Source organism: Streptomyces blattellae (genome assembly GCF_009709555.1).
GTDB lineage: Bacteria > Actinomycetota > Actinomycetes > Streptomycetales > Streptomycetaceae > Streptomyces > Streptomyces blattellae.
In genome coordinates, this window is sequence record NZ_WJBG01000225.1 from 15,529 (window position 1) to 35,410 (window position 19,882).

The window sequence follows — 19,882 nt, forward strand, 5'->3', positions numbered from 1 at the left end:
GCGGCAGCCGGGAACGTCACGCCGGGGCCTGCGCCTGCCGCTCCTGCATCCGGCGCGCGATGCGCCCGTGGGCGCGCAGGGCGTCCGTCAGCCCCGGGAGGACAGGCTCGCCGCGGTCGACGAGGATCCGGCCGCCGACGACCGTGGTCCAGGCCCGCGCGGGTCCGCAGCGCAGCCAGGCCTCGACGGGGTCGCTGAGCGCCCCGGCCAGCGCCACCTCGTGCAGGTCCCAGACGACCAGGTCGGCACAGGCCCCGGGGCGCAGCCGCCCCAGTTCGTCGGCGCGGCCCAGACAGCGGGCCGAGCCACGGGTCGCGATGTCGAGGGCGTCCCGCGCGGTCATCGCCCCGGGCCCGCCCCGGTAGCGACCGAGCAGCAGCGCCGCCCGGGTCTCCATCCAGAGGGAGGCGTGGTCGGTGGAGGCGGAGCCGTCGCAGCCGATACCGACGGGCAGCCCGAGTTCGCGCATCTCCCGCACCGGCGCGGTACCGCCGCCGATGAGCATGTTGGAGCTGGGGCAGTGCGCCACTCCGACGCCCGCGGCGGCGAGGCGGCGCAGTTCGTCGCCGTTCGGGTAGATGCAGTGCGCGACCCAGGTGCGGTCGCTCATCCAGCCGGTGTCCTCGAAGTACTCCACGGGCCGGCAGCCGTAGGTCTCCAGGCAGTAGACGTCCTCGTCGTGGTCCTCGGCGAGATGGGTGTGGAGCCGTACGTCGTACCGCTCGGCCAGTTCGGCGGTGGCCGTCATCAGCTCCTTGGTCACGGAGAAGGGCGAGCAGGGCGCGAGCGCGACCCGCACCAGCGCACCCGGCGCCGGGTCGTGGTGCGCCTTGATCAGCCGCTCGCTGTCGGCGAGCACCTCGTCGGTGGTCTGGGTGACGCTCCTCGGCGGAAGCCCTCCGTCCGCCACGGAGCGGGTCATCGAACCGCGGGTCGCATGGAAGCGGAAGCCGATGTCCCGGGCGGCGCGGATCTCGGCGTCGACGAGCCGCGGGCGCGGATGGACGTAGAGGTGGTCGGAGGAGGTGGTGCAGCCGCCCATGAGCAGTTCGGCCATCCCGACGTACGCCGACACGTGGGCGGCCTCCTCGTCGAGGACGGACCAGAGGGGGTAGAGCGTGGTCAGCCAGTCGAACAGGGAGCCGTTCACCGCGGGCGCGTAGGAGCGGGTGAGGTTCTGGTAGATGTGGTGGTGCGTGTTGATCAGGCCCGGGGTGACGAGCCGTCCGGCCGCGGAGACTGTCATGGCGGCCTCGGGTTCCGTTCCGGGGCCACCCACCCCGGTGACCCGGCCGCCCTTGACCGCCACCCAGCCGCCCGGGATCTCCAGGTCCCCGTCCACGACGAGCAGTTCGGCGTCCCTGACCAGGAGTTCGGTGTCCTGGACCGGCGGATCATCGGCGAGCGACATGGCCTCATGGTAGGCGTCCGCCGGACACAGACCTGGTCTGTCGTCAGACCGCCCACGTACGGTGTGATCACTCGCACGCCCTCTTCGCAAAGGTGGTTGTCCATGGCCTTGTTCGACCTCTCCCTGGATGAGCTTCGCGCGTACCGCAGTGCCTCCGTGGAGCCCGAGGACTTCGACGCGTTCTGGGCGAAGACCCTGCAGGAGACACGCGAGCACGATCTGGACGCCCGCTTCGAGCCGGTCGACACGGGGCTGACGACGGTGCAGGTGTACGACGTGACGTTCGCCGGGTTCGGGGGTCACCCGGTGAAGGGCTGGCTGACGGTTCCCGCGGGGGCCGACGCGCCGATCCCGGTGGTGGTGGAGTTCGTGGGCTACGGCGGCGGGCGCGGTCTGCCGCACGAGCATCTGCTGTGGGCGTCCACGGGCCGGGCGCACTTCGTGATGGACACCCGCGGGCAGGGCAGCGCGTGGGGCGGCGGCGGGGGCACGGCGGACCCGGTGGCGGGCGCACCCGCGTATCCGGGGTTCATGACGCGCGGCATCGACGCGCCCGACGACTACTACTACCGCCGGGTGTTCACGGACGGCGTGCGTGCCGTGGAGGCTGCCCGTGCGCACCCGCTGACCGACCCGGCGCGCACGGTCGCGCTCGGCAGCAGCCAGGGCGGCGGCATCACCCTCGCCGTGGGCGGGCTGGTCCCGGACCTCGCCGCGGTGGCGCCGGACGTGCCGTTCCTGTGCGACTTCCCGCGTGCGACGACCTTGACGGACCGCAATCCGTACCGCGAGATCGGCAACTACCTCAAGACGCACCGCGGCCGCAGCGCCGACGTCCTGCGCACGCTCTCCTACTTCGACGCCGTGCACTTCGCGCCCCGCGGCAGCGCTCCCGCCCTCTTCTCGGCGGCCCTGGAGGACCAGACGTGCCCGCCGTCCACGGTCTTCGCGGCCTTCAACGCCTGGGCGCACGCGGACAAGACGATCGAGGTGTACGACTTCAACGACCACGAGGGCGGCGGGCCCTACCAGCAGGCGGTCCAGCTGAGCTGGCTGCGGTCGTACGCCTGAGAATCCGCCCGGCGTCTTCTCTCCGGTCCGACCAGTCGGTATGTTCATCGGGCCCGGGTCGCAGCGTCGCGGCCCGGGCTCGGCGACGGACCACGGAGGAGCCATGCCCGAGCACGAGCCGCAGATTCTCGGACACTGCGACACCCGCTTCACGGCGGTGCGCACAGCGTTCGAGGAGAACTTCCGGGACCGGGGCGAGCTGGGTGCCGCGGTCGCCGTCACCGTGGACGGCACGACCGTGGTGGACCTGTGGGGCGGATGGGCCGACGCGGCCCGCACGCGCGCGTGGGAGCGCGACACGCTGGTCAACGTCTGGTCGACGACCAAGGGCCCGGTGGCGTTGTGCGCGCACATGCTCGCCGACCGGGGGCTGCTCGACCTCGACGCGCCGGTGGCCGTGTACTGGCCCGAGTTCGCGGCAGCCGGCAAGGACAAGGTCCTCGTACGGCATCTGCTGTCGCACCGCGCCGGTCTGTCCGGTCCGCGTGAGCCGCACTCGCTGGATCAGCTGTACGACTGGGAGTTCACCGTCCGGCGGCTGGCGGCGACGGAGCCCTGGTGGGAGCCGGGGACACAGTCCGGGTATCACGCGCTGACGTACGGCTTCCTGGTCGGGGAGGTGGTGCGGCGCGTCTCGGGGCTGCGGCCCGGCGCGTTCCTGGAGCGGGAGGTGACCGGGCCACTCGGCATCGACTTCACCGTCGGGCTGCCGGAGACGGAGGCGGGACGGGCAGCCGAACTGGTGCATCCGCCGGCCGCGTCGAGCAGCGAACAGGCCGCGGCCTTCAGCCAGTTGAGCCCGGAGGCGCTCGCCGTGCTGGCCAACCCCCTGGTCGGCGCGACCGAGGCCAACACCCCCGCCTGGCGGGCCGCCGAGATCCCCGCCGCGAACGGCCACGGCACCGCCCGCGCGGTCGCCGCGCTGTACGGGATCTTCGCGGGCCGGGGCGCGCACGACGGCCACCGCATCCTCTCCCCCGAGGCGGCCGAGCGGGTGCGCGAGGGACAGGGCAGCTGCCGTGACCTGGTGCTCGGTGCCGGGTTCGAGCAGGAGACCGAGGCCGGGCTCGGCCTGTGGCTCAGTGGGCCGAACGGCTCGTACGGTCCGAACCCGCGGGCTTTCGGGCACGACGGCTTCGGCGGCTCCTGCGGTCTCGCCGACCCGGAGGCCGGGGTGTCGCTGGGCTATGTGATGAACCGGATGGGGCCCCACATAGCGAACGACCCGCGGAAGATGGCACTGATCGACGCCCTGTACGGCGCGCTGTGAGACGACGCCTGAGCGAGCGGGTTGCGCTCGAACCGGCGCCGGTCCCCTGCTGGAGGCGGTAGGCGTGGTGGCGGCCCAGGGTGCGGGAGGGGTAGTCGTACCAGTCGCGGGAGTCGGCGAACTCGCGTCCCCGGCCCTGCTGCCGAGCGCCTCTGTCAGCAGGGCGATGTGGTGCCCGCTCGGTACGGCGAGGACGACGTCGCCGGCGTCGAGGCCGTCGCGGACGAAGTCGGCGGTGCCGGTGCGCAGGCGTCCGGAACCGGTGCGCAGGTGTCCGGAACCGGCACGTCGGCGTGCGGCGGGCGGGTGTCGACCGGGGCCAGGCAGTGCGATCGGGAAATCCGACTCACTCGCTAAGCCGCCCGGCGACGCGCCACCACCATCCGCACACGCGGGCTGCCGTCCGGCCGCTGCCCGAACCCGGGCAGGGCGTGCAGCTCGACGTCGAATCCCGTATTCCCCAGCTCCCGCCGTACGTCCCCGAGCCGGAAGGCCCGGTAGTACATGACGAACGGCGGTCGCCACACAGCGTTGCGCACCCGCATCACGGTGTCGAAACCGAGCAGCATCCAATAGGCGGGGGAAGCGAAACGCGGCGGCGCGACCAGCGGGAAGGCGAAGCAGCCGCCAGGCCGCAGCACGGAGTGGACCTGCGTGAACAGTCCGGGCAGCTCACGGGGGAGAAAGTGCCCGAACGCCCCGAAGCTCACGACAAGATCGAAGCCGGCCGCGAAGGGCAGCGCACGGGCGTCCGCCCGCACCCAGTCGACCCGCGGCCCCGCCGACCGCGTCTTCTCCCTCGCCACGGCGAGCATCCCGGCGCTGAAGTCGACGCCGGTGACGCTCTCCCGGCACACCCGCCTCAGCACGTCGACGCCCGCTCCGGTCCCGCAGCACAGGTCGAGCCCGGCATCGAACGGGCCGATCCCGGCCAGCGCCCGCGCGACCGCGTCGAGCACCGAGTCCGGGGTCCGGAAGGGGGTGTGATCGAATTTCGGGGCGAGCAGGTCGTAGCCGCGCTCGACGGACGACAGCGCCTGGACGGCGAGTTCGCGGAGACGGGGGCCTTCGGGGCTGAACATTCGCGTCAGCTTAGGGGAACGGGACGGCGGGAGCACACGCGCGTCCACGACGCCCGCTGACCTCGTCGAGCGCGGCTCAGCCCGTCCTGCCGCCGCGCCGGGTGTCGATGCGCTCCCACTCGGCATCCCACTGCGCCATCCTCCGCCGGTCCAGCCCCGCCCGAGCCCCGTAGGAAACGCCGATCACGATCGCGCCCGCGATCACCCCGGCCAGGCCGCCCGCCAGGACCGACTGGAACCTGGCCTCACCGGGCGACACGGGCTCGGCCGCCAGGGCTCCGGACTGGTCGGTCCAGACGGTGATCCGCGACCCGGCGGGGGTGTCGGGCCGCACCTTGGCGAGGCCTGTGCGGGTCTTACCGTCCGGGGCGGTCCAGCGGGCGTTGGCCCACACCAGGTCACCGTCGGCCTGGCTCACGGTCGGCTTGTCACCCGCGTCCGCGACGAGGACGGCTGTGACCTGCTGCCGCTCCGCCCGCTGCCGGTCGAGGTCGTGCTGCACGGCGGCCTTGGTCGCCAGCCCCGCCGGCAGCACGCAGACGATGGCCAGGATCCACGCGCCGAGCACGAGCCAGGCCTCGACCACATCGATACGCCGCCGGAGCGGATTGCGCCGCCATCGCCACATCCGCACCTTTGGACGCTGCGTCGTCGCCATAGTCGACACCCCCTTGCCCGCGCCGACACCACACCCCCAGTGTCCTCCCGTAACGCGCTCCCGGCGCTGCGAGGATTCAGGTGATGCTGAACATGTCCGCGCCCGTGCAGGCCAGCCCGGCGGCCTGAACGCGATCACGGGAAGGCGGCGGTGCTGATGCCGGAAGCCCACCCGGGCTCCCCTCCCCCCATGCCGGCGAAAGCGGCGCCGGACCCCGCGACCGCACAGGCACCGAAGCCCGGCCCGGACAGACGCAGCCCGGGCAGCGGCCCGAGGGCGAGCCCACGGGCGGGGCGCGGCGGGAGCAGCGGGAGCAGCGGGAGCAGCGGGAGCAGCGGCCATGGTCAGCCTCCCAGGCGTGGGCCCGCGAGCCAGACGGCCGGGATGCCCGGATCTGCGCGAGGGCGGCGGATCCGCGGCGCAGTCGGGTCAGGAGCTTGCGCGCGAGGCCGGTCATCGGAACCTCCGGTGTCGTCGAGGAGCTGTCGCCCCACCGACGACCTGCGCCCAGCCGGTAGTTCTGCGGGGTCCCGTCGGCACCGGTCGCCCGCCCGGATTCGGACCAGCGCGTGGAAGAACACCACGCTCTCCTCCACGCGGAGGCGGACGCGGCGCCGGCCGCAGATGGTGCGCGCGTCGTCCGGCCGGTGGCGGCTGCACGAACCGCGTATCCCGCTGGCGTACGGCCTGCTGCCTGCCCGCTGAGCCTCATCTCACAGACGCGGCAGCGTACAGGGTGGTACGCTGCCGATAGCACTCGTGTTCGCCCGTCTGTCGGCGCCGGTGCCAGTTCTTCTCTCCAGTTCGCCGAACAGCCCGCCCTTTCCCGGTCGGCCCGTCGGCTTCCTGACACCACCTCGCAGAAGCGTTCGTCCGCCGTACGTATCCGGGGTGATGTTCCCCGCCGCCCGAGGCGCGTCATACGCCCTCCGGCTCGCGGATTTCCTCCCTCCCTTCCGCATGTCCCATGCCTTCCGTCCGTGAAAGGACAGCCCTTTATGACCACCACACTCGAACACCTTCCCCGTCAGCAGGAACCCCCGGCCCGGGCCGCCACCGGCGTCCTCGACATCGACGCGGGCGGCAAGGGTCACCTGCGCGCCGAGAGCTGCCTGCCCTCCCCGTCCGACCTTCAGGTCCCCGCCGCGCTGATCCGCCGCCACGGTCTGCGCAAGGGCGACCTCGTGGACGGGGTGCGCGGCACGCAGCGTGCGCTGACCGAGGTCGTACGGATCAACGGCCGACCGGCCGAGTCGCGGCACGGCCGCCGTCACTTCCGTGATCTCACACCGCTGCACCCGCGCGAGCGGCTCCGCCTCGAACACCCGGCGGCCGGTCCGACCGGGCGGGTCGCCGACCTGATCGCGCCCGTCGGCAAGGGCCAGCGCGGGCTCATCGTGGCCCCGCCCAAGACGGGCAAGACCGTCCTCCTCCAGCAGACCGCCGCCGCCGTCGCCGGCAACCACCCCGAGTGCCGACTGATGGTCGTGCTGCTCGACGAGCGGCCGGAGGAGGTCACCGACATGCGGCGTTCCGTGCACGGCGAGGTGTACGCCTCCACCTTCGACCGGGGGCCCAAGCAGCACATCGCGCTCGCCGAGCTGGTGATCGAGCGGGCCAAGCGGCTCGTCGAGGACGGCGAGGACGTCGTGATCCTCTTCGACTCCCTGACCCGGCTGTGCCGGGCGCACAACAACGCGGCCGCAGCCGGTGGCCGCACCCTCAGCGGCGGCGTCGACGCGACCGCGCTGACCGGGCCGAAGCGGTTCTTCGGCGCCGCCCGGCTGGCCGAGGAGGGCGGTTCGCTCACGATCCTCGCCACGGCGCTGGTGGACACCGGCTCGCGTGCCGACGACTTCTTCTTCGAGGAGCTGAAGAGCACCGGCAACATGGAGCTGCGGCTCAGCCGCGAACTGGCCGCGCGCCGCGTGTTCCCGGCCGTCGAGATCAACCCCTCCGGCACCCGGCGCGAGGAACTCCTGCTGCCTCAGGCCGAGTTGACGGCCGTACGCGGGCTGCGGCGGGTCCTGCAGAGCCGGGACGGGCAGAGCGGCCTGGAGACGCTCCTGGAGCGGATGCGCGACACGCCGGACAATGCGACCTTCCTTCGCCGGATCCAGCCGACGCTGCCCGCCTCCTGATGCGGGGTGTGCGGCATCCGGGTGCACGCACGCGGCGCTCGGCCCGGGCAGCGCGGCGCAGGGCGGGGGCGTTCCTAGGTTTCCGATATGACTATCGGATTTAGGTCCCGTGCGGTCGTGCCGACCTGCGTGCTCTGCGTTGCGGGCCTGCTGGCCCTCGCGCCGGCCGGCACCGCCGCCCACCCCGGCACAGACCCGGACGCGCCCGGACCACGACCGGCCACGCCACAGCCGGCCCTGCTGTACCGCCTGGGCACACAGGTCCGGCCGCACCCCCGGACACCCGGACTCCCGCCGGTCTCCGCGCTGTCCTGGGTGGTCGCCGACGCGCGCACCGGCGAGGTGCTCGCCGCCCACGACGCGCACCGGAAACTGCCGCCCGCCAGCACGCTCAAGACCCTGTTCGCACTCACCGTGCTGCCCGTGCTGCCCGGCGGCGTCCGCCACACGGTCGACGCGGAGGAGCTGTCGGATCTCGGCCCCGGCAGCAGCCTGGTCGGGGTCGCCGAAGGCCGTACCTACCGGGTGACCGACCTGTGGAACGGCGTCTTCCTGAACTCCGGCAACGACGCCGTGCACGTCCTTGCCCGGCTCAGCGGCGGCTGGCGCGCAACGGCCCAGCGGATGCAGGCCAAGGCCCGTGCCCTGGGCGCCCGGGACACGCACGTCCTGTCGCCGGACGGCTACGACACACCGGGCCAGGTGTCGTCGGCGTACGACCTGGCGGTGTTCGGCCGCGCGGGGCTGCATCACCGGGACTTCGCCCGGTACTGCGCCACGGCCGTGGCCGAGTTCCCGGGCGGGGGCGGCTGGTCGTACGACATCCACAACACCAACCGGCTGCTGACCGGCGCCGACGGCGTGGAACCGTATCCCGGTCTGATCGGCATCAAGAACGGCTACACCAGCAATGCCGGCCACACGCTCGTCGCCGCTGCCCGCCGCAGCGGGCGCACCCTCGTCGTCACGGTGATGAACCCTCAGGAAGGCGGCCGGCACACCGTCTACGAAGAGGCGCGCTCATTGCTCGACTGGGGGTTCGACGCCGCCGGGCGGGTCGATCCGGTGGGGTCGCTGGACGCGTTGCGGGCCAGACCGAGGCCGGCTCCGGAAGCCGTGCCCGTGGTCGCCACCGCCACCCCGGACACCCGGTCGGCCTGGGCGGCGAAAGGCGGGATCGCGGGTGCGGCCGTGCTGGGCGCCGGTGTGGTGACGCTGGTGCTGGGGCTGGTGGGCATCCGGCTCAGGCGGCGCTGACCGACCGGCAGCCACAGCAGCAGGCCGAGCGTGATCCAGGCGTACGTGTTGCTGCCGAGGAATCCGTCGATGCCGGAGGTGTCGTCGAACCACAGCCACACCACGCCGGTGCACGGCACCGCGTACAGACCGGCCGCCGGCCGAAGCTGCCGGGCACGGACCAGCACGGCGAACGCGGGCAGCAGCCACACCAGATGGTGCACCCACGTGATCGGGCTGATCAGGCACGCGGTCAGCCCGGTGCGGGCGAACGCCGCCGCCCAGTCGCCGACCGCGACCGCGCGGCGGGCCCGAACCGCCCACACGCCGAGGAGCACCACAATCAGCAGAATGATGCCGAAGTACACGCCGACCAGACCCAGGGCCGCATGCGCGGACGACGGCGCGATCAGCTCACGGACCGGCAGGGCTCCCGCCGTCTCACCTCCCAGTGCGAGAAAGGCGGTACCGGCCGGACCGAGAGCCTGGCAGCGACGGAGACCGGCGGGAGACGCCGTGGCCAACACCCGCAAAGCGTGTCAACGTCGAGTGGCCGGAAAGCGACTGGCCGCCCGTCGGGTGGCGGCCGACTTGTTACGCCACGGCGACTGCGTCGCCCTCGCGGGCGAGGCCGAGGGGACCGGTCCTGGTGCGCTTGCGACGTCAGGCCAAGGGTGAGCCGCTGCCCGCGACGACCTCCGGCCGCAGCAGGTCGGCCAGCCGCTCGGCGGGCAGCAGTCCCTTCTCCAGGACGAGTTCGGCGACTCCGCGTCCGGTGGCGAGCGCTTCCTTGGCGATGTCGGTGGCAGCCGTGTACCCGATGTGCGGGTTGAGGGCGGTGACGAGGCCGATGGAGTTCTGCACGCTCGCGCGCAGCGCCTCGGTGTTGGCAGTGATGCCGGACACGCACCGTTCGGCGAGGGTGAGGCAAGCGGCACGCAAGTGCGTGATGCTCTCCGACAGCGAGTGCAGGATGATCGGCTCGAAGGCGTTGAGCTGGAGCTGTCCGGCTTCCGCGGCCATGGTGATGGTGACGTCGTTGCCGATCACTTCGAAGGCGACCTGGTTGACGACCTCGGGGATCACCGGGTTGACCTTGCCGGGCATGATGCTCGAACCGGCCTGCACCGGCGGCAGGTTGATCTCGCCCAGGCCCGCGCGCGGGCCCGACGACAGCAGCCTGAGGTCGTTGCAGCTCTTGGAGAGCTTCACGGCGATCCGCTTGAGCACGCCGGACATCTGGACGAACGCGCCGCAGTCCTGGGTGGCCTCGACCAGGTTGGCCGCGGTGACGAGCGGGAGCCCGGTGATGTCCGCGAGGTGGCGGCGGGCCGACTCGGCGTATCCGGCGGGGGCGTTGAGGCCGGTACCGATGGCCGTGGCGCCCAGGTTGATCTCGTGGATCAACTCGACCGCCTCGTCAAGACGGCTGCGGTCCTCGTCGATCATGACGGCATAGGCGGAGAACTCCTGGCCCAGCGTCATGGGCACCGCGTCCTGCAACTGTGTGCGGCCCATCTTGAGTACATCGCGGAACTCGACAGCCTTGCGGGCGAAAGCGTCCTGCAGTACGGACATCGCCTTGAGCAGCCCATGCACCGCGAACACCGTCGCGACCTTGACCGCGGTCGGGTAGACGTCATTGGTTGACTGACCGAGGTTGACGTCCTCGTTGGGATGCAGGTACTCGTACTGCCCCTTCGCGTGGCCGAGCAGTTCCAACGCCCTGTTCGCGACGACCTCATTGGCGTTCATGTTCGTCGACGTGCCGGCGCCGCCCTGCACCACGTCGACGACGAACTGTCCGTGCAGCTTGCCGTCACGTATCTCACGACAGGCCTCGACGATGGCAGCGGCCTTCTCCGGCTCCAGCAGCCCGAGTTCCTCGTTCGCGAGGGCGGCGGCCTCCTTCACGGCAGCGAGCGCGTCGATCAGATGCGGGTAGGCGGAGATCGGCATGCCGGTGACGGGGAAGTTCTCCGTGGCACGCAGGGTGTGGATGCCCCAGTACGCGTCGGCGGGGACGTCACGGTCTCCGAGTAGATCGTGCTCGCGGCGGGTGACGGCGGTCATGAGGGAAGCGTCTCCTTCTGAGGGGTGAGGGTGAGCGCCCCTTCAGGGGCGCGGGGCTGTGTCCCTTCAGGGGCGCGGGGCTGTGTCCCTTCAGGGGCGCGGGGCTGTGTCCCTTCAGGGGCGCGGGGCTGTGTCCCTTCAGGGGCGCGGGGCTGTGTCCCTTCAGGGGCGCGGGGCTGTGTCAATGTGCGGCTCCGCCGCGTGGGCGAGACCGGCCGCACTCGGCCCCGCAGCCGCCGGACAAGAAGTCCGGCACGTCCTTAGGCGCAAGCCGAAGCAACAACCGGCTCCAGCGACGGAACGGGCCGCACATACCCGACCGACCGACCGCCCCCCAGCAGCGGCTCACCCGCGAACTCGGTCAGCAACTCAGGGTCCACGCCCGCGCGGGCGAGCGCCGCCGCGGCAACCGGCACCCGCGCCCGATTCGCCCCATCCGCAATCTTCACGGCCACAGACCGTCCGTCCGGCAGCGCAGCGACCTGCACGCCCTCGAACCCGTCCTTGGCGAGCAGTCCCGGCACGGCCCGCATGAGCGCGGCCACATCCCGCCCGAAGCCGGAGGCCATCTCGGCGTGGTCCCGCATCGCGTCGGCGACCCGGGCCTCAGGAGTGCCGGCTACCGCAGTCGTGATCCGCGCGGCGGCCCGAGCCAGCCCGTGCAGCGACACGGAGAACAGCGGCGCCCCACAGCCGTCGACGGTCACCTGGGCGATCCGCTGCCCGGTGAGATCCTCGACGATCTCCGCGACGGCCTGCTGGAGCGGGTGGCCGGGGTCGAGGTAGCCGTCGAGGGGCCACCCGTTGAGCACGCACGTGTAGAGCATCGCCGCATGCTTGCCGGAGCAGTTCTGCGCGAGCCGGGAGGGCGTCCGGCCGTCCCTCACCCAGGCGTCCCGGACGACGGGGTCGAACGGCAGGTCCGGGACATTGCGGAGGTCGTCCTCGGTGACGCCGGCCAGCTCCAGGATCCGCCGGGTCCCGGCGAGATGGCGTTCCTCTCCGGAGTGACTGGCCGCGGCGAGCGACAGCAGCTCTCCGTCGAGCGGAAGCCCGGCGCGCACCATGGCGGCGGCCTGGACGGGCTTGAGCGCCGAGCGCGGATAGAAGGCCGCCTCGATGTCGCCGAGCTGGAGCTGGACCCGGCCGTCGGTGCCGAGGACGACGACGGAGCCGTAGTGGATGCCCTCGATCACCCCGCCGCGTATCAGGTGGGCGAGGGGGGTGTGGCGGGGTTCGCGGATCAGGGGGGCGTCCGCGACGGAGCTGCTGTGCATCACTGCCTGGTCGGGTTCGGCCGATACGCGGTTCACGCGTCGGCTCCGGTGGGTGAGTTGCGCGCTGTACGGCTGCGGACGGCGTACCAGCCCGCGACCAGCGCCGCGACGATCAGCGGGAGGCAGAGCACGGTGGTGCGTCCGGCGCCGCCGTCGGCGTACATGAGGACCAGGACGGAGGCGAGGAAGGCCAGCGTCACGAGTTCGGTCCAGGGGGAGCCCGGCAGTCGGTAGCCGGGGCGGGTGAGTTCGCCCTTCTGGGTCTTCTGCCAGAAGAGCAGGTGACAGACCATGATCATGCCCCAGGTCGCGAGGATGCCGATCGCCGCGAAGTTGAGGACGATTTCGAACGCGTCGGCGGGGACGACGAAGTTGAGGCCCACACCGAGGACACAGATACCGCTGGTGAGCAGGATTCCGCCGTACGGAACCTGGCTGCGGCTCATCAAGGAGGTGAACTGGGGCGCGGAGCCGTTCATGGCCATGGAGCGCAGGATGCGGCCGGTGGAGTACAGGCCGGAGTTGAGTGAGGACATGGCCGCGGTGAGGACGACGAGGTTCATCACGCCGCCCGCCGCCGGAATGCCGATGTTGGACAGCACGGTCACGAAGGGGCTCTCACCGGCGCTGTACCTGTTCCACGGCAGCAGCATCGACAGCAGGACGACCGAGCCGACGTAGAACAGGGCCACGCGCCACATGATCGAGTTGATCGCCTTCGGCATGATCTTCTCGGGGTTCTCGGTCTCGCCCGCGGCGACGCCGACCAGTTCGACGGATGCGTAGGCGAAGACGACGCCCTGGATGATCAGCAGCATGGGCAGCAGGCCGTTGGGGAAGACGCCGCCGTGGTCGGTGATCAGTGAGGCGCCGGGGGTGTCTCCGTCGACGGGGTGCTGGGTGACCAGCAGGAAGATGCCGATGCACATGAAGATCACCAGCGCGCTGACCTTGACGATCGCGAACCAGAACTCCAGTTCGCCGAAGATCTTGACCGAGATCAGATTGACGGTCAGCACGACCGCGAGCGCGATCAAGGCGATCAACCATTGGGGGATGTCGGAGAACATGCCCCAGTAGTGCGTGTACGTGGCCACGGCCGTGATGTCGGCGATACCGGTCGTCGCCCAGTTGAGGAAGTACATCCAGCCCGCGGTGTACGCACCCTTCTCCCCCATGAACTCCCGGGCGTACGACACGAAGGCGCCGGACGACGGCCGGTACAGGACGAGTTCGCCGAGGGCCCGGACGACGAGGAAGGCGAAGATTCCGCAGACCGCGTAGGCGATGAACAGAGAAGGACCGGCGTCGGCGAGGCGGCCGCCCGCGCCGAGGAAGAGGCCGGTGCCGATGGCGCCACCGATGGCGATCATGTTGACGTGCCGGGACTTCAGGGACTTGCTGTAGCCCTCGTCGCCGGCATCGACATGGCCGGAACGTTTCTGCACGCCCTCGTGCAGGGACTGCTCGCTCACGCCTCGGGTCCGCCTTCCGTGGGGGTGTCGGTGCGCGCGGAGCGCACGATGTCGGTGAGGGTCGTCTCGACCCGGTCGAGGTGGTGGGTCATGGCGTCGACCGCGTCCTGCTCGCTGCCGTCCATCAGCGCCTCGACGATCGCCCGGTGCTCCCGGTTGGACTGCTCGCGCCGGCCGCCCAGCTCGTTGAGGAACGCGGACTGGCGGGCCAGTGCGTCGCGGATCTCCTCGATGACCCGGCGGAACACCGGGTTCTGGGCGGCCTCGGCGACGGCCAGGTGGAAGAGCGTGTCCATCGCGACCCACGCCGTGGTGTCCGTCTCCCGCTCCATACGGTCGAGAAGGTGGGCCAGGTGATCCAGGTTCTCCGGGGTGCGGCGTGCCGCCGCATACCCGGCGACCGGGATCTCGACATGGCGGCGCACCTCAAGGAGGTCACTGGCCACATAGTCGCCGAAGGTGGGGTCCTCGACGGCGTTGGCGACGACGAAGGTGCCCTTCCCGGTCTTGGAGACCGTCAGGCCCATGGTCTGCAGCGCCCGCAGGGCCTCGCGCAGCACCGGCCGGCTGATCTCCAGGGTGCGGCACAGCTCCGCCTCGGAGGGGAGCTTGTCCCCGATGGCATACTCGCCGCGCTCGATGGCGCCGCGGAGGTGCCCGAGTACCGCTTCCATGGCGCTGACGCGCCGCGGCGGCTGACTGGCTGTCCGGCTGTCTGACAGGTTCACGGGAGTGATACTCCGGGCGGCGGGTGGGAGCTGTCAAGCCTGGATGAAAGGAGAATTTCAGGGGTGTGCGGACTGAAGGCCCCACACCCCTGGGCGTCAGCTGTTCAGGACGCCGGTGCCGAGCAGGCCGAACAGCAGCAGGCCCACGGCGATGCGGTAGATGACGAAGGCGTTGAACGAGTGCTTGGCGACGAACTTGAGCAGCCAGGCGATCGAGGCGTAGGCCACCACGAAGGAGACCAGCGTGCCGACGACCAGCGGGGCGGCGCCCGCACCCGCGCCGAGGGCATCCTTCAGCTCGTAGATCCCGGCGCCGGTCAGGGCGGGGATGCCGAGGAAGAAGGACAGGCGGGTGGCGGCGACCCGGTCCAGGTCGAGCATGAGCGCGGTGGACATGGTGGCGCCGGAGCGCGAGAAGCCGGGGAAGAGCAGGGCGAGGATCTGTGAGCTGCCGACCAGCATCGCGTCCTTGAAGGACGTGTCGTCCTCACCTCGCTTGTGCCGGCCCATCCGGTCCGCCGCCCACATCACGCCACTGCCGACGATCAGCGAGCCCGCGACCACCCAGAGGGAGGCCAGCGGACCCTCGATGAGCGGCTTGGCCGCCAGGCCCACCGCCACGATCGGGATGGTCGCGGCGATCACCCACCAGGCGAACTTGTAGTCGTGGTGGTAGCGCTCCTCACGGTCGGCGAGACCGCGGAACCAGGCGGTCATGATCCGCATGATGTCCTTGAAGAAGTACACGAGCACGGCGGCGATCGCGCCGACCTGGATGACGGCCGAGAACCCGACGACGGCGTCGTCGTCCACCGGGATGCCCATCAGCCCTTCGGTGATCTTCAGATGGCCGGTGGAGGAGACGGGCAGGAACTCGGTCACCCCCTCGACGGCTCCGAGGACGACGGCCTGACCGACGCTGATGGCGCTCATGGGATCCCGTTCTGGGGAAGGTGGTCGACAGTGCGGTGACCAGTCTTACCGCGTGTCGGTGTGTTTCCGCGCCAGGCCCGGGCCTAGGCCCACACCGTCTGCGCGAGCCACACCCCGGCGAACGCCGCGCCCAGCCCCGCCACCACGCTGCCGACGACGTTGGCGACGGCGTAGAGCCCCGCTCCCGTCTCGGTGAGTCGCAGCGTCTCGTACGAGAAGGTCGAGTAGGTGGTGAGCGCCCCGCACAGACCGGTGCCGAGCAGGAGCTGAGCCTGGGAACTCGCGGCTGAGGTCAACAGGCCGAGGATCAGACACCCGGTGATGTTCACCGCGAAGGTGCCCCAGGGGAACACCGAATCGTGCCGGGACTGAACGGCGCGGTCGGTGAGATAGCGGAGCGGTGCGCCGACCATGGCGCCCCCGAGGACGAGCAGCCAGTTCACAACGCCTTCTTACCCTCCGTGTCCGATTCACCCGGTCCGGTGTCGCGGCCGGTGTACCGGATGACCTCGCAGTCGTCGAGGATGACGAGTCCTTCGGTGACGAGTTCGTCGAGCTGCGGCAGAAAGGCGCGGACGCGTTCCTCGGTGTCCACGATCACGATCGCGACGGGCAGGTCCTCGCTCAGGGACAACAGCCGTGAGGTGTGGATCAGGGAGGAGGCGCCGAACCCCTCGATGCCACGGAAGACACTGGCACCGGCGAGGCCCGCCGCGCGTGCCCGGTGCACGATCTCCGTGTAGAGGGGCTTGTGGCGCCAGATGTCGTTCTCACCGATGAAGACGGTCACGCGCAGTGCACTGCCGGTCAGCCTCATCATGACTGCCTCCGCTTCAGGACACGCCGGGTCCCCATGGCCGCGAGCCACACCGCCGTCAGAGCGGCGGACAGGGTCGCGGCGAGATAGCCCAGCGCGGTGCCGGGGCGGTCCGCGTCCACCAGCTTCTGGATGTCGACGGCATACGTGGAGAAGGTGGTGAAGCCGCCGAGCACACCCGTGCCGAAGAAGGGGCGCAGCAGACGGTGGGCGGCCCACACCTCGGTGATGACCACCATGAACACCCCGATCACGGCGCAGCCGACCACGTTGGTCCAGAAGGTCGCCCAGGGGAATCCGCCCGGCGTCGTCGGCCACCACAGGGCAGCGGCGTACCGGCCTGCCGCGCCGACACCCCCGCCCAGTGCGACCACCGCGACGACGGGCGCCTGACCGTGCCGGGCAGGCCGCTGCGATGTACGGAGCGTGGTGGTCTCGGGGGCTGTCATGTCGTGCGTCTCCTACTCGCCGGAACCCGGGCATGCGGTCGTCGCAAGTAGGGACCGTTGGCGGCATCCGTGCCGCGGTTCGGGTACGGCGGGCCCCACCGCCGTGCCGCGAGGACTGATCGCGGCCGGACATCAGGGTAACTCCGGCAGTCCGCGGGGTCACTTCGTGACCGGTGCCTCGCACACGGCCACGCCCCGCTCCCACAGGCTGCCGAGGATCAGGTGCCCGTTCGTCTCGCAGACGCTGGTGACCATGCGGAAGCGGGAGTGGCGGAGGGTCAGGTGGTGCACGACGGTGCCTTGGTCGTCGTAGGCCAGGACCCCGGACCATGCCGTCGGGCGGAAGGGGGCGCGCACGGCGAGGCGTGCGGCGCCGCGGCGCACGGTCGGGGTGGTGCGGTGGAGCAGGTCCAGCGGGGGGACACGCGGGCCGGCCAGGGAGACCCAGACGGGGCCCTCCGGTCCCGCGCGCCACAGGTTGTCCGGCATACCCGGGAGATCCTCGGCGAACGGTTCGGACCGTCCCGCCTTCAGCCCGGTGAGCCAGTAACGGGTGAGGCGACGAGCGCCGGTCTCGGCGACGACCAGGAAGGATTCATCGCCGCTCGCGGCGAGCCCATTGGCGAACTGGAGGCCCTCCAGGAGCACTTCGGGCCTGTCCGAGCCCGGGGTGAGACGGAGGAGGCGGCCCGTTCCGGTGTGCTCGACCAGATCGCCGATCCAGTGCTCCAGGGGGTAGCGGCGGCTGGAGACGGTGAAGCAGACACTGCCGTCGGACAGGGCGATCACATTGCTGCAGAACCGCAGCCGCTCCCCCGCCACCGAGTCGACGAGGATGCGGACGACTCCGTCACGGAGTCCGACGCGGAGCAGCCCGTGCACGGCGTCGCACACCAACAGGGCGTCGTCCGGGAGCAGTTCGAGTCCGAGCGGCCTGCCTCCGGTCTCGGCGAGGACCTCGACGCGCGCGGCGAACGGCTCCGTCAGTCCGTCGAGGCGCACGATACGGCCGTCCTCGACGCCGGTCAGCACCCGGCCGCGCGCGTCGGTCACCACGTCCTCGGGGCCGCGGCCGCCGATCGCGACGTAGTGCCGGGGGACGAGAGCGGTGGGTCCGTCCATGCGCGCCTGCCCTTCGTTCCTGCCCTGCGGAGCCGGCCGCGGCTACCAGCCCTTCTCGAACATCCGCGCCACCTCGGCGATCCGCACCTCGTCGCGCCGGTAGTAGGTGCGCAGCCGGATCTTCCTGGTGCGCAGCACGCCGACGGCGGCGAGCAGGCCCAGATGCGTTTCCGCGGCCGAGCGGGACACGCCGAGCTTCGCGGCGACGGCGGCCGCGGTGACGCCGTCCTCGACGGCGCTCGCGTGCCGCTGGGGCGGGAAGTGCGCGGCGGGATCCTTGAGCCACTCCAGGATGTCCAGCCTCCGCTGACTGACGGGAGTCCTCAGCATCTCGCCCCTCCGTCCCGGCCTCATCGGACCGCGTGTGCCCACTCTTGCGCAGTCCAGGCCGCCACGTCCGGAACTTCGCCACCTTTGTCCGGTATCGAACGTCCGTGCGCTCTGTATGGGGTGGAGCGTGCGCTCTGTATGGGGCGGAGCCGGCACGGACAGGGCCCGGCCGCACCGCGGCCGGGCCCCTTCCATCACTGGCTCAGCGGTGGCTGAACCATGCCATCGCCGGGAGTGCCCTGTCGTCGTAGCCGAACAGGGCCTGGTTCTCCCAGGCGTTGCCGGAGGAGGAGTCGGTGGGGTCCCAGCCGTTGCCGGTGACCGCCGTCCAGGTCGCCTCCCAGTAGAAGACACCGAGGCCGCGGCCGTTGGGAACGGCTTCCACGATGCTCGCGATGTCCTTCATCCACCGGGTCTGGCCGGATGTCGAAGCCGGGTAGCCGGAGACGAGTTCACCGCTGAGGTCGATGATGTTCTCGTGTGAGTCCTCGCTGTCGAGCCGGAACGGATAGGCCGTCTCGGCGACGAAGACCGGCTTGCCGTAGCGGGAGGCCGCGTCGTCCAGGGTGGTCTGGAAGTCGTAGAGCGAGCCGTGCCAGTAGCCGTAGTACGACAGGCCTATCGCGTCGAACCTCACGCCGTTCGCGACCGCCGAGTCGAACCACCAGCGGGTGCCGGACAGGTCGCCGCCCCTGGCGAGGTGCAGGGCGACGGTGGTGGACGAGTTGACGGCCTTGACGGCGTCGTATCCGCTGTTGAGCAGCCCGGCGAGCTGCGTCCAGTTGTCCGTGGAACCCTCGGACCACAGCATGCCGCCGTTGATCTCATTGCCCACCTGGACCATGTCGGCGGTGGTGCCCTGGGCCTTCAACGCGTTCAACACGTCGTACGTGTGGTTGTACACGTCCGACCTGAGCTGGCTGTACGAGTGGCCCGCCCACGCGGCCGGCTTGGACTGGGCGCCCGGGTCGGCCCAGATGTCCGAGTAGTGGAAGTCGACCAGCAGCTTCATGCCCTGCGCCTTGACGCGCCTGGCCGTCTCCAGCACGCGCGCCTTGTTGTTGTAGCCGTCGGCCGGGTTCACCCAGACCTTCAGGCGCGCGTAGTTCATGCCGGACGACCTGAGGATCGAGAGGGCGTCACCGGTCGTGCCGGAGCTGTTCCTGTAGACGCCGCCCTTGGCCTCGCTCTTGGCGAGCGAGGAGACGTCGGCACCATGGATCGACGTACTGGACGTGCCCGACGCGAAGCTCAGGTCGTCAACGTTGATCCAGTTGCCGGCGTTCGCGTCACTGTTGATGCTGATCGTGCACTGGTTGTTCGTCACATTGATCGGCACGACGATCCGGATCCACCCGCTGGCGGACACCGGCAGGTCGGTGCGCTGCTCCGAACTCCCGCAGTTCCTCAGGGCTATGTACGCCGAGTTCTGCCCGCCGCCGGAACGGACCCAGGCGGTCAGCTTGTAGTTGCCGTTGGTCAGCCCCGACAGGTACTGGTACGTCTCCACCTTGTAGGCGGAGGACGAGTAGTGGCTCAGCCGGTAACTCCCGCTGCGGCCACCGGCCTCGACGTACGAGGCGCCGGTCGAGCCGTACTCCGACCAGCCGGTGGGCGTGGCGACTCCCGAGCCGTCCGATTCGAACCCGGTGTTGGTGAGGGTGCTGGCCGCCTGGGCGGTCTGCGCGGGCAGGGCGGTGAGGGCGAGACCCGCCGCGAGCGGCAGCAGCAGGGCTCTCAGGGTGCGTCTGGGATGGAACATCGTCGTCCGTCGTCCCTTCGACATGAATGGAGATGGGGGTGCCCCCT

18 protein-coding genes and 1 pseudogene are annotated in these 19,882 nt (G+C 70.9%); 4 read left to right on the forward strand and 15 right to left on the reverse strand.

The features are described 5' to 3' along the window. Positions 1 to 16 precede the first annotated feature (16 nt). Positions 17 to 1,411, reverse strand: a complete 1,395-nt coding sequence (locus GFH49_RS32225) for an 8-oxoguanine deaminase (RefSeq protein WP_155059594.1) — start codon at positions 1,409 to 1,411, stop codon at positions 17 to 19. A gap of 102 nt (positions 1,412 to 1,513) precedes the next feature. On the opposite strand from GFH49_RS32225, the gene GFH49_RS32230 reads away from it, so the two are divergent. Together GFH49_RS32230 and GFH49_RS32235 are read left to right on the forward strand one after the other, a co-directional pair. Next, positions 1,514 to 2,482 (forward strand): acetylxylan esterase, encoded by a 969-nt coding sequence (locus GFH49_RS32230; RefSeq protein ID WP_155059595.1) that lies wholly within the window; start codon positions 1,514 to 1,516, stop codon positions 2,480 to 2,482. Positions 2,483 to 2,585: 103 nt separating this feature from the next. Beyond that, a complete protein-coding gene (locus tag GFH49_RS32235) occupies positions 2,586 to 3,752 on the forward strand; it encodes a serine hydrolase domain-containing protein (RefSeq protein WP_155059596.1) in 1,167 nt (388 codons plus the stop codon). 353 nt (positions 3,753 to 4,105) lie between these two features. Here GFH49_RS32235 and GFH49_RS32240 read toward each other — a convergent pair whose 3' ends face one another. Further along, positions 4,106 to 4,834, reverse strand: coding sequence for a class I SAM-dependent methyltransferase (locus GFH49_RS32240; protein WP_155059597.1), 729 nt, complete (start codon positions 4,832 to 4,834; stop codon positions 4,106 to 4,108). Between the two features lie 76 nt (positions 4,835 to 4,910). Then, complete coding sequence (locus GFH49_RS32245) at positions 4,911 to 5,492, reverse strand: Rv1733c family protein (protein WP_155059598.1); 582 nt, start codon at positions 5,490 to 5,492, stop codon at positions 4,911 to 4,913. 998 nt (positions 5,493 to 6,490) lie between these two features. Between GFH49_RS32245 and rho the strand changes: the two genes are divergently transcribed. After that, positions 6,491 to 7,633, forward strand: a complete 1,143-nt coding sequence (rho, locus tag GFH49_RS32250; protein WP_155059599.1) for a transcription termination factor Rho — start codon at positions 6,491 to 6,493, stop codon at positions 7,631 to 7,633. A gap of 87 nt (positions 7,634 to 7,720) precedes the next feature. Beyond that, positions 7,721 to 8,890: a D-alanyl-D-alanine carboxypeptidase family protein gene (locus tag GFH49_RS32255; protein WP_155059600.1), complete on the forward strand. Its 1,170-nt coding sequence runs from the start codon at positions 7,721 to 7,723 to the stop codon at positions 8,888 to 8,890. A 305-nt stretch (positions 8,891 to 9,195) separates the two neighbouring features. Here the strand turns inward: GFH49_RS32255 and GFH49_RS40665 are convergent. From GFH49_RS40665 to GFH49_RS32320, 12 genes and pseudogenes are all read right to left on the reverse strand, one after another. Further along, positions 9,196 to 9,396 (reverse strand): annotated as a pseudogene (locus GFH49_RS40665) (polyprenol phosphomannose-dependent alpha 1,6 mannosyltransferase MptB); the annotation flags it as partial. Between the two features lie 136 nt (positions 9,397 to 9,532). Then, positions 9,533 to 10,942, reverse strand: a complete 1,410-nt coding sequence (gene aspA, locus GFH49_RS32265; protein ID WP_155059601.1) for an aspartate ammonia-lyase — start codon at positions 10,940 to 10,942, stop codon at positions 9,533 to 9,535. Positions 10,943 to 11,202: 260 nt separating this feature from the next. Further along, positions 11,203 to 12,219 carry an asparaginase gene (locus GFH49_RS32275; RefSeq protein ID WP_155059717.1) on the reverse strand — a complete coding sequence of 339 codons (1,017 nt, stop codon included), beginning with the start codon at positions 12,217 to 12,219 and terminating at the stop codon, positions 11,203 to 11,205. 32 nt (positions 12,220 to 12,251) lie between these two features. Continuing rightward, positions 12,252 to 13,694 (reverse strand): amino acid permease, encoded by a 1,443-nt coding sequence (locus GFH49_RS32280; RefSeq protein WP_155059602.1) that lies wholly within the window; start codon positions 13,692 to 13,694, stop codon positions 12,252 to 12,254. Further along, positions 13,691 to 14,368 carry a FadR/GntR family transcriptional regulator gene (locus GFH49_RS32285; protein ID WP_155059603.1) on the reverse strand — a complete coding sequence of 226 codons (678 nt, stop codon included), beginning with the start codon at positions 14,366 to 14,368 and terminating at the stop codon, positions 13,691 to 13,693. Before GFH49_RS32285 ends, GFH49_RS32280 begins: the two co-directional genes overlap by 4 nt. 150 nt (positions 14,369 to 14,518) lie before the next feature. Further along, positions 14,519 to 15,355, reverse strand: a complete 837-nt coding sequence (locus GFH49_RS32290) for an undecaprenyl-diphosphate phosphatase (protein ID WP_155059604.1) — start codon at positions 15,353 to 15,355, stop codon at positions 14,519 to 14,521. 83 nt (positions 15,356 to 15,438) lie between these two features. Further along, positions 15,439 to 15,798 (reverse strand): fluoride efflux transporter CrcB, encoded by a 360-nt coding sequence (gene crcB, locus GFH49_RS32295; protein WP_155059605.1) that lies wholly within the window; start codon positions 15,796 to 15,798, stop codon positions 15,439 to 15,441. Next, on the reverse strand, positions 15,795 to 16,175 hold the full coding sequence (locus GFH49_RS32300; protein ID WP_155059606.1) for a putative PII-like signaling protein: 381 nt from the start codon (positions 16,173 to 16,175) through the stop codon (positions 15,795 to 15,797). Before GFH49_RS32300 ends, crcB begins: the two co-directional genes overlap by 4 nt. After that, positions 16,172 to 16,621 (reverse strand): FluC/FEX family fluoride channel, encoded by a 450-nt coding sequence (locus tag GFH49_RS32305; protein ID WP_155059607.1) that lies wholly within the window; start codon positions 16,619 to 16,621, stop codon positions 16,172 to 16,174. The genes GFH49_RS32300 and GFH49_RS32305 overlap by 4 nt, the downstream gene beginning before the upstream one ends. Before the next feature lie 159 nt (positions 16,622 to 16,780). Then, entirely contained in the window at positions 16,781 to 17,743 is a 963-nt protein-coding gene (locus tag GFH49_RS32310) for an SMP-30/gluconolactonase/LRE family protein (protein WP_155059608.1), read from the reverse strand. A 42-nt stretch (positions 17,744 to 17,785) separates the two neighbouring features. Continuing rightward, the gene (locus GFH49_RS32315) at positions 17,786 to 18,073 is read right to left on the reverse strand and encodes an ArsR/SmtB family transcription factor (protein ID WP_155059609.1); all 288 of its coding nucleotides are present in this window, start codon (positions 18,071 to 18,073) and stop codon (positions 17,786 to 17,788) included. 202 nt (positions 18,074 to 18,275) lie between these two features. Continuing rightward, positions 18,276 to 19,835: a glycoside hydrolase family 53 protein gene (locus tag GFH49_RS32320; protein ID WP_155059610.1), complete on the reverse strand. Its 1,560-nt coding sequence runs from the start codon at positions 19,833 to 19,835 to the stop codon at positions 18,276 to 18,278. Positions 19,836 to 19,882: the final 47 nt, after the last annotated feature.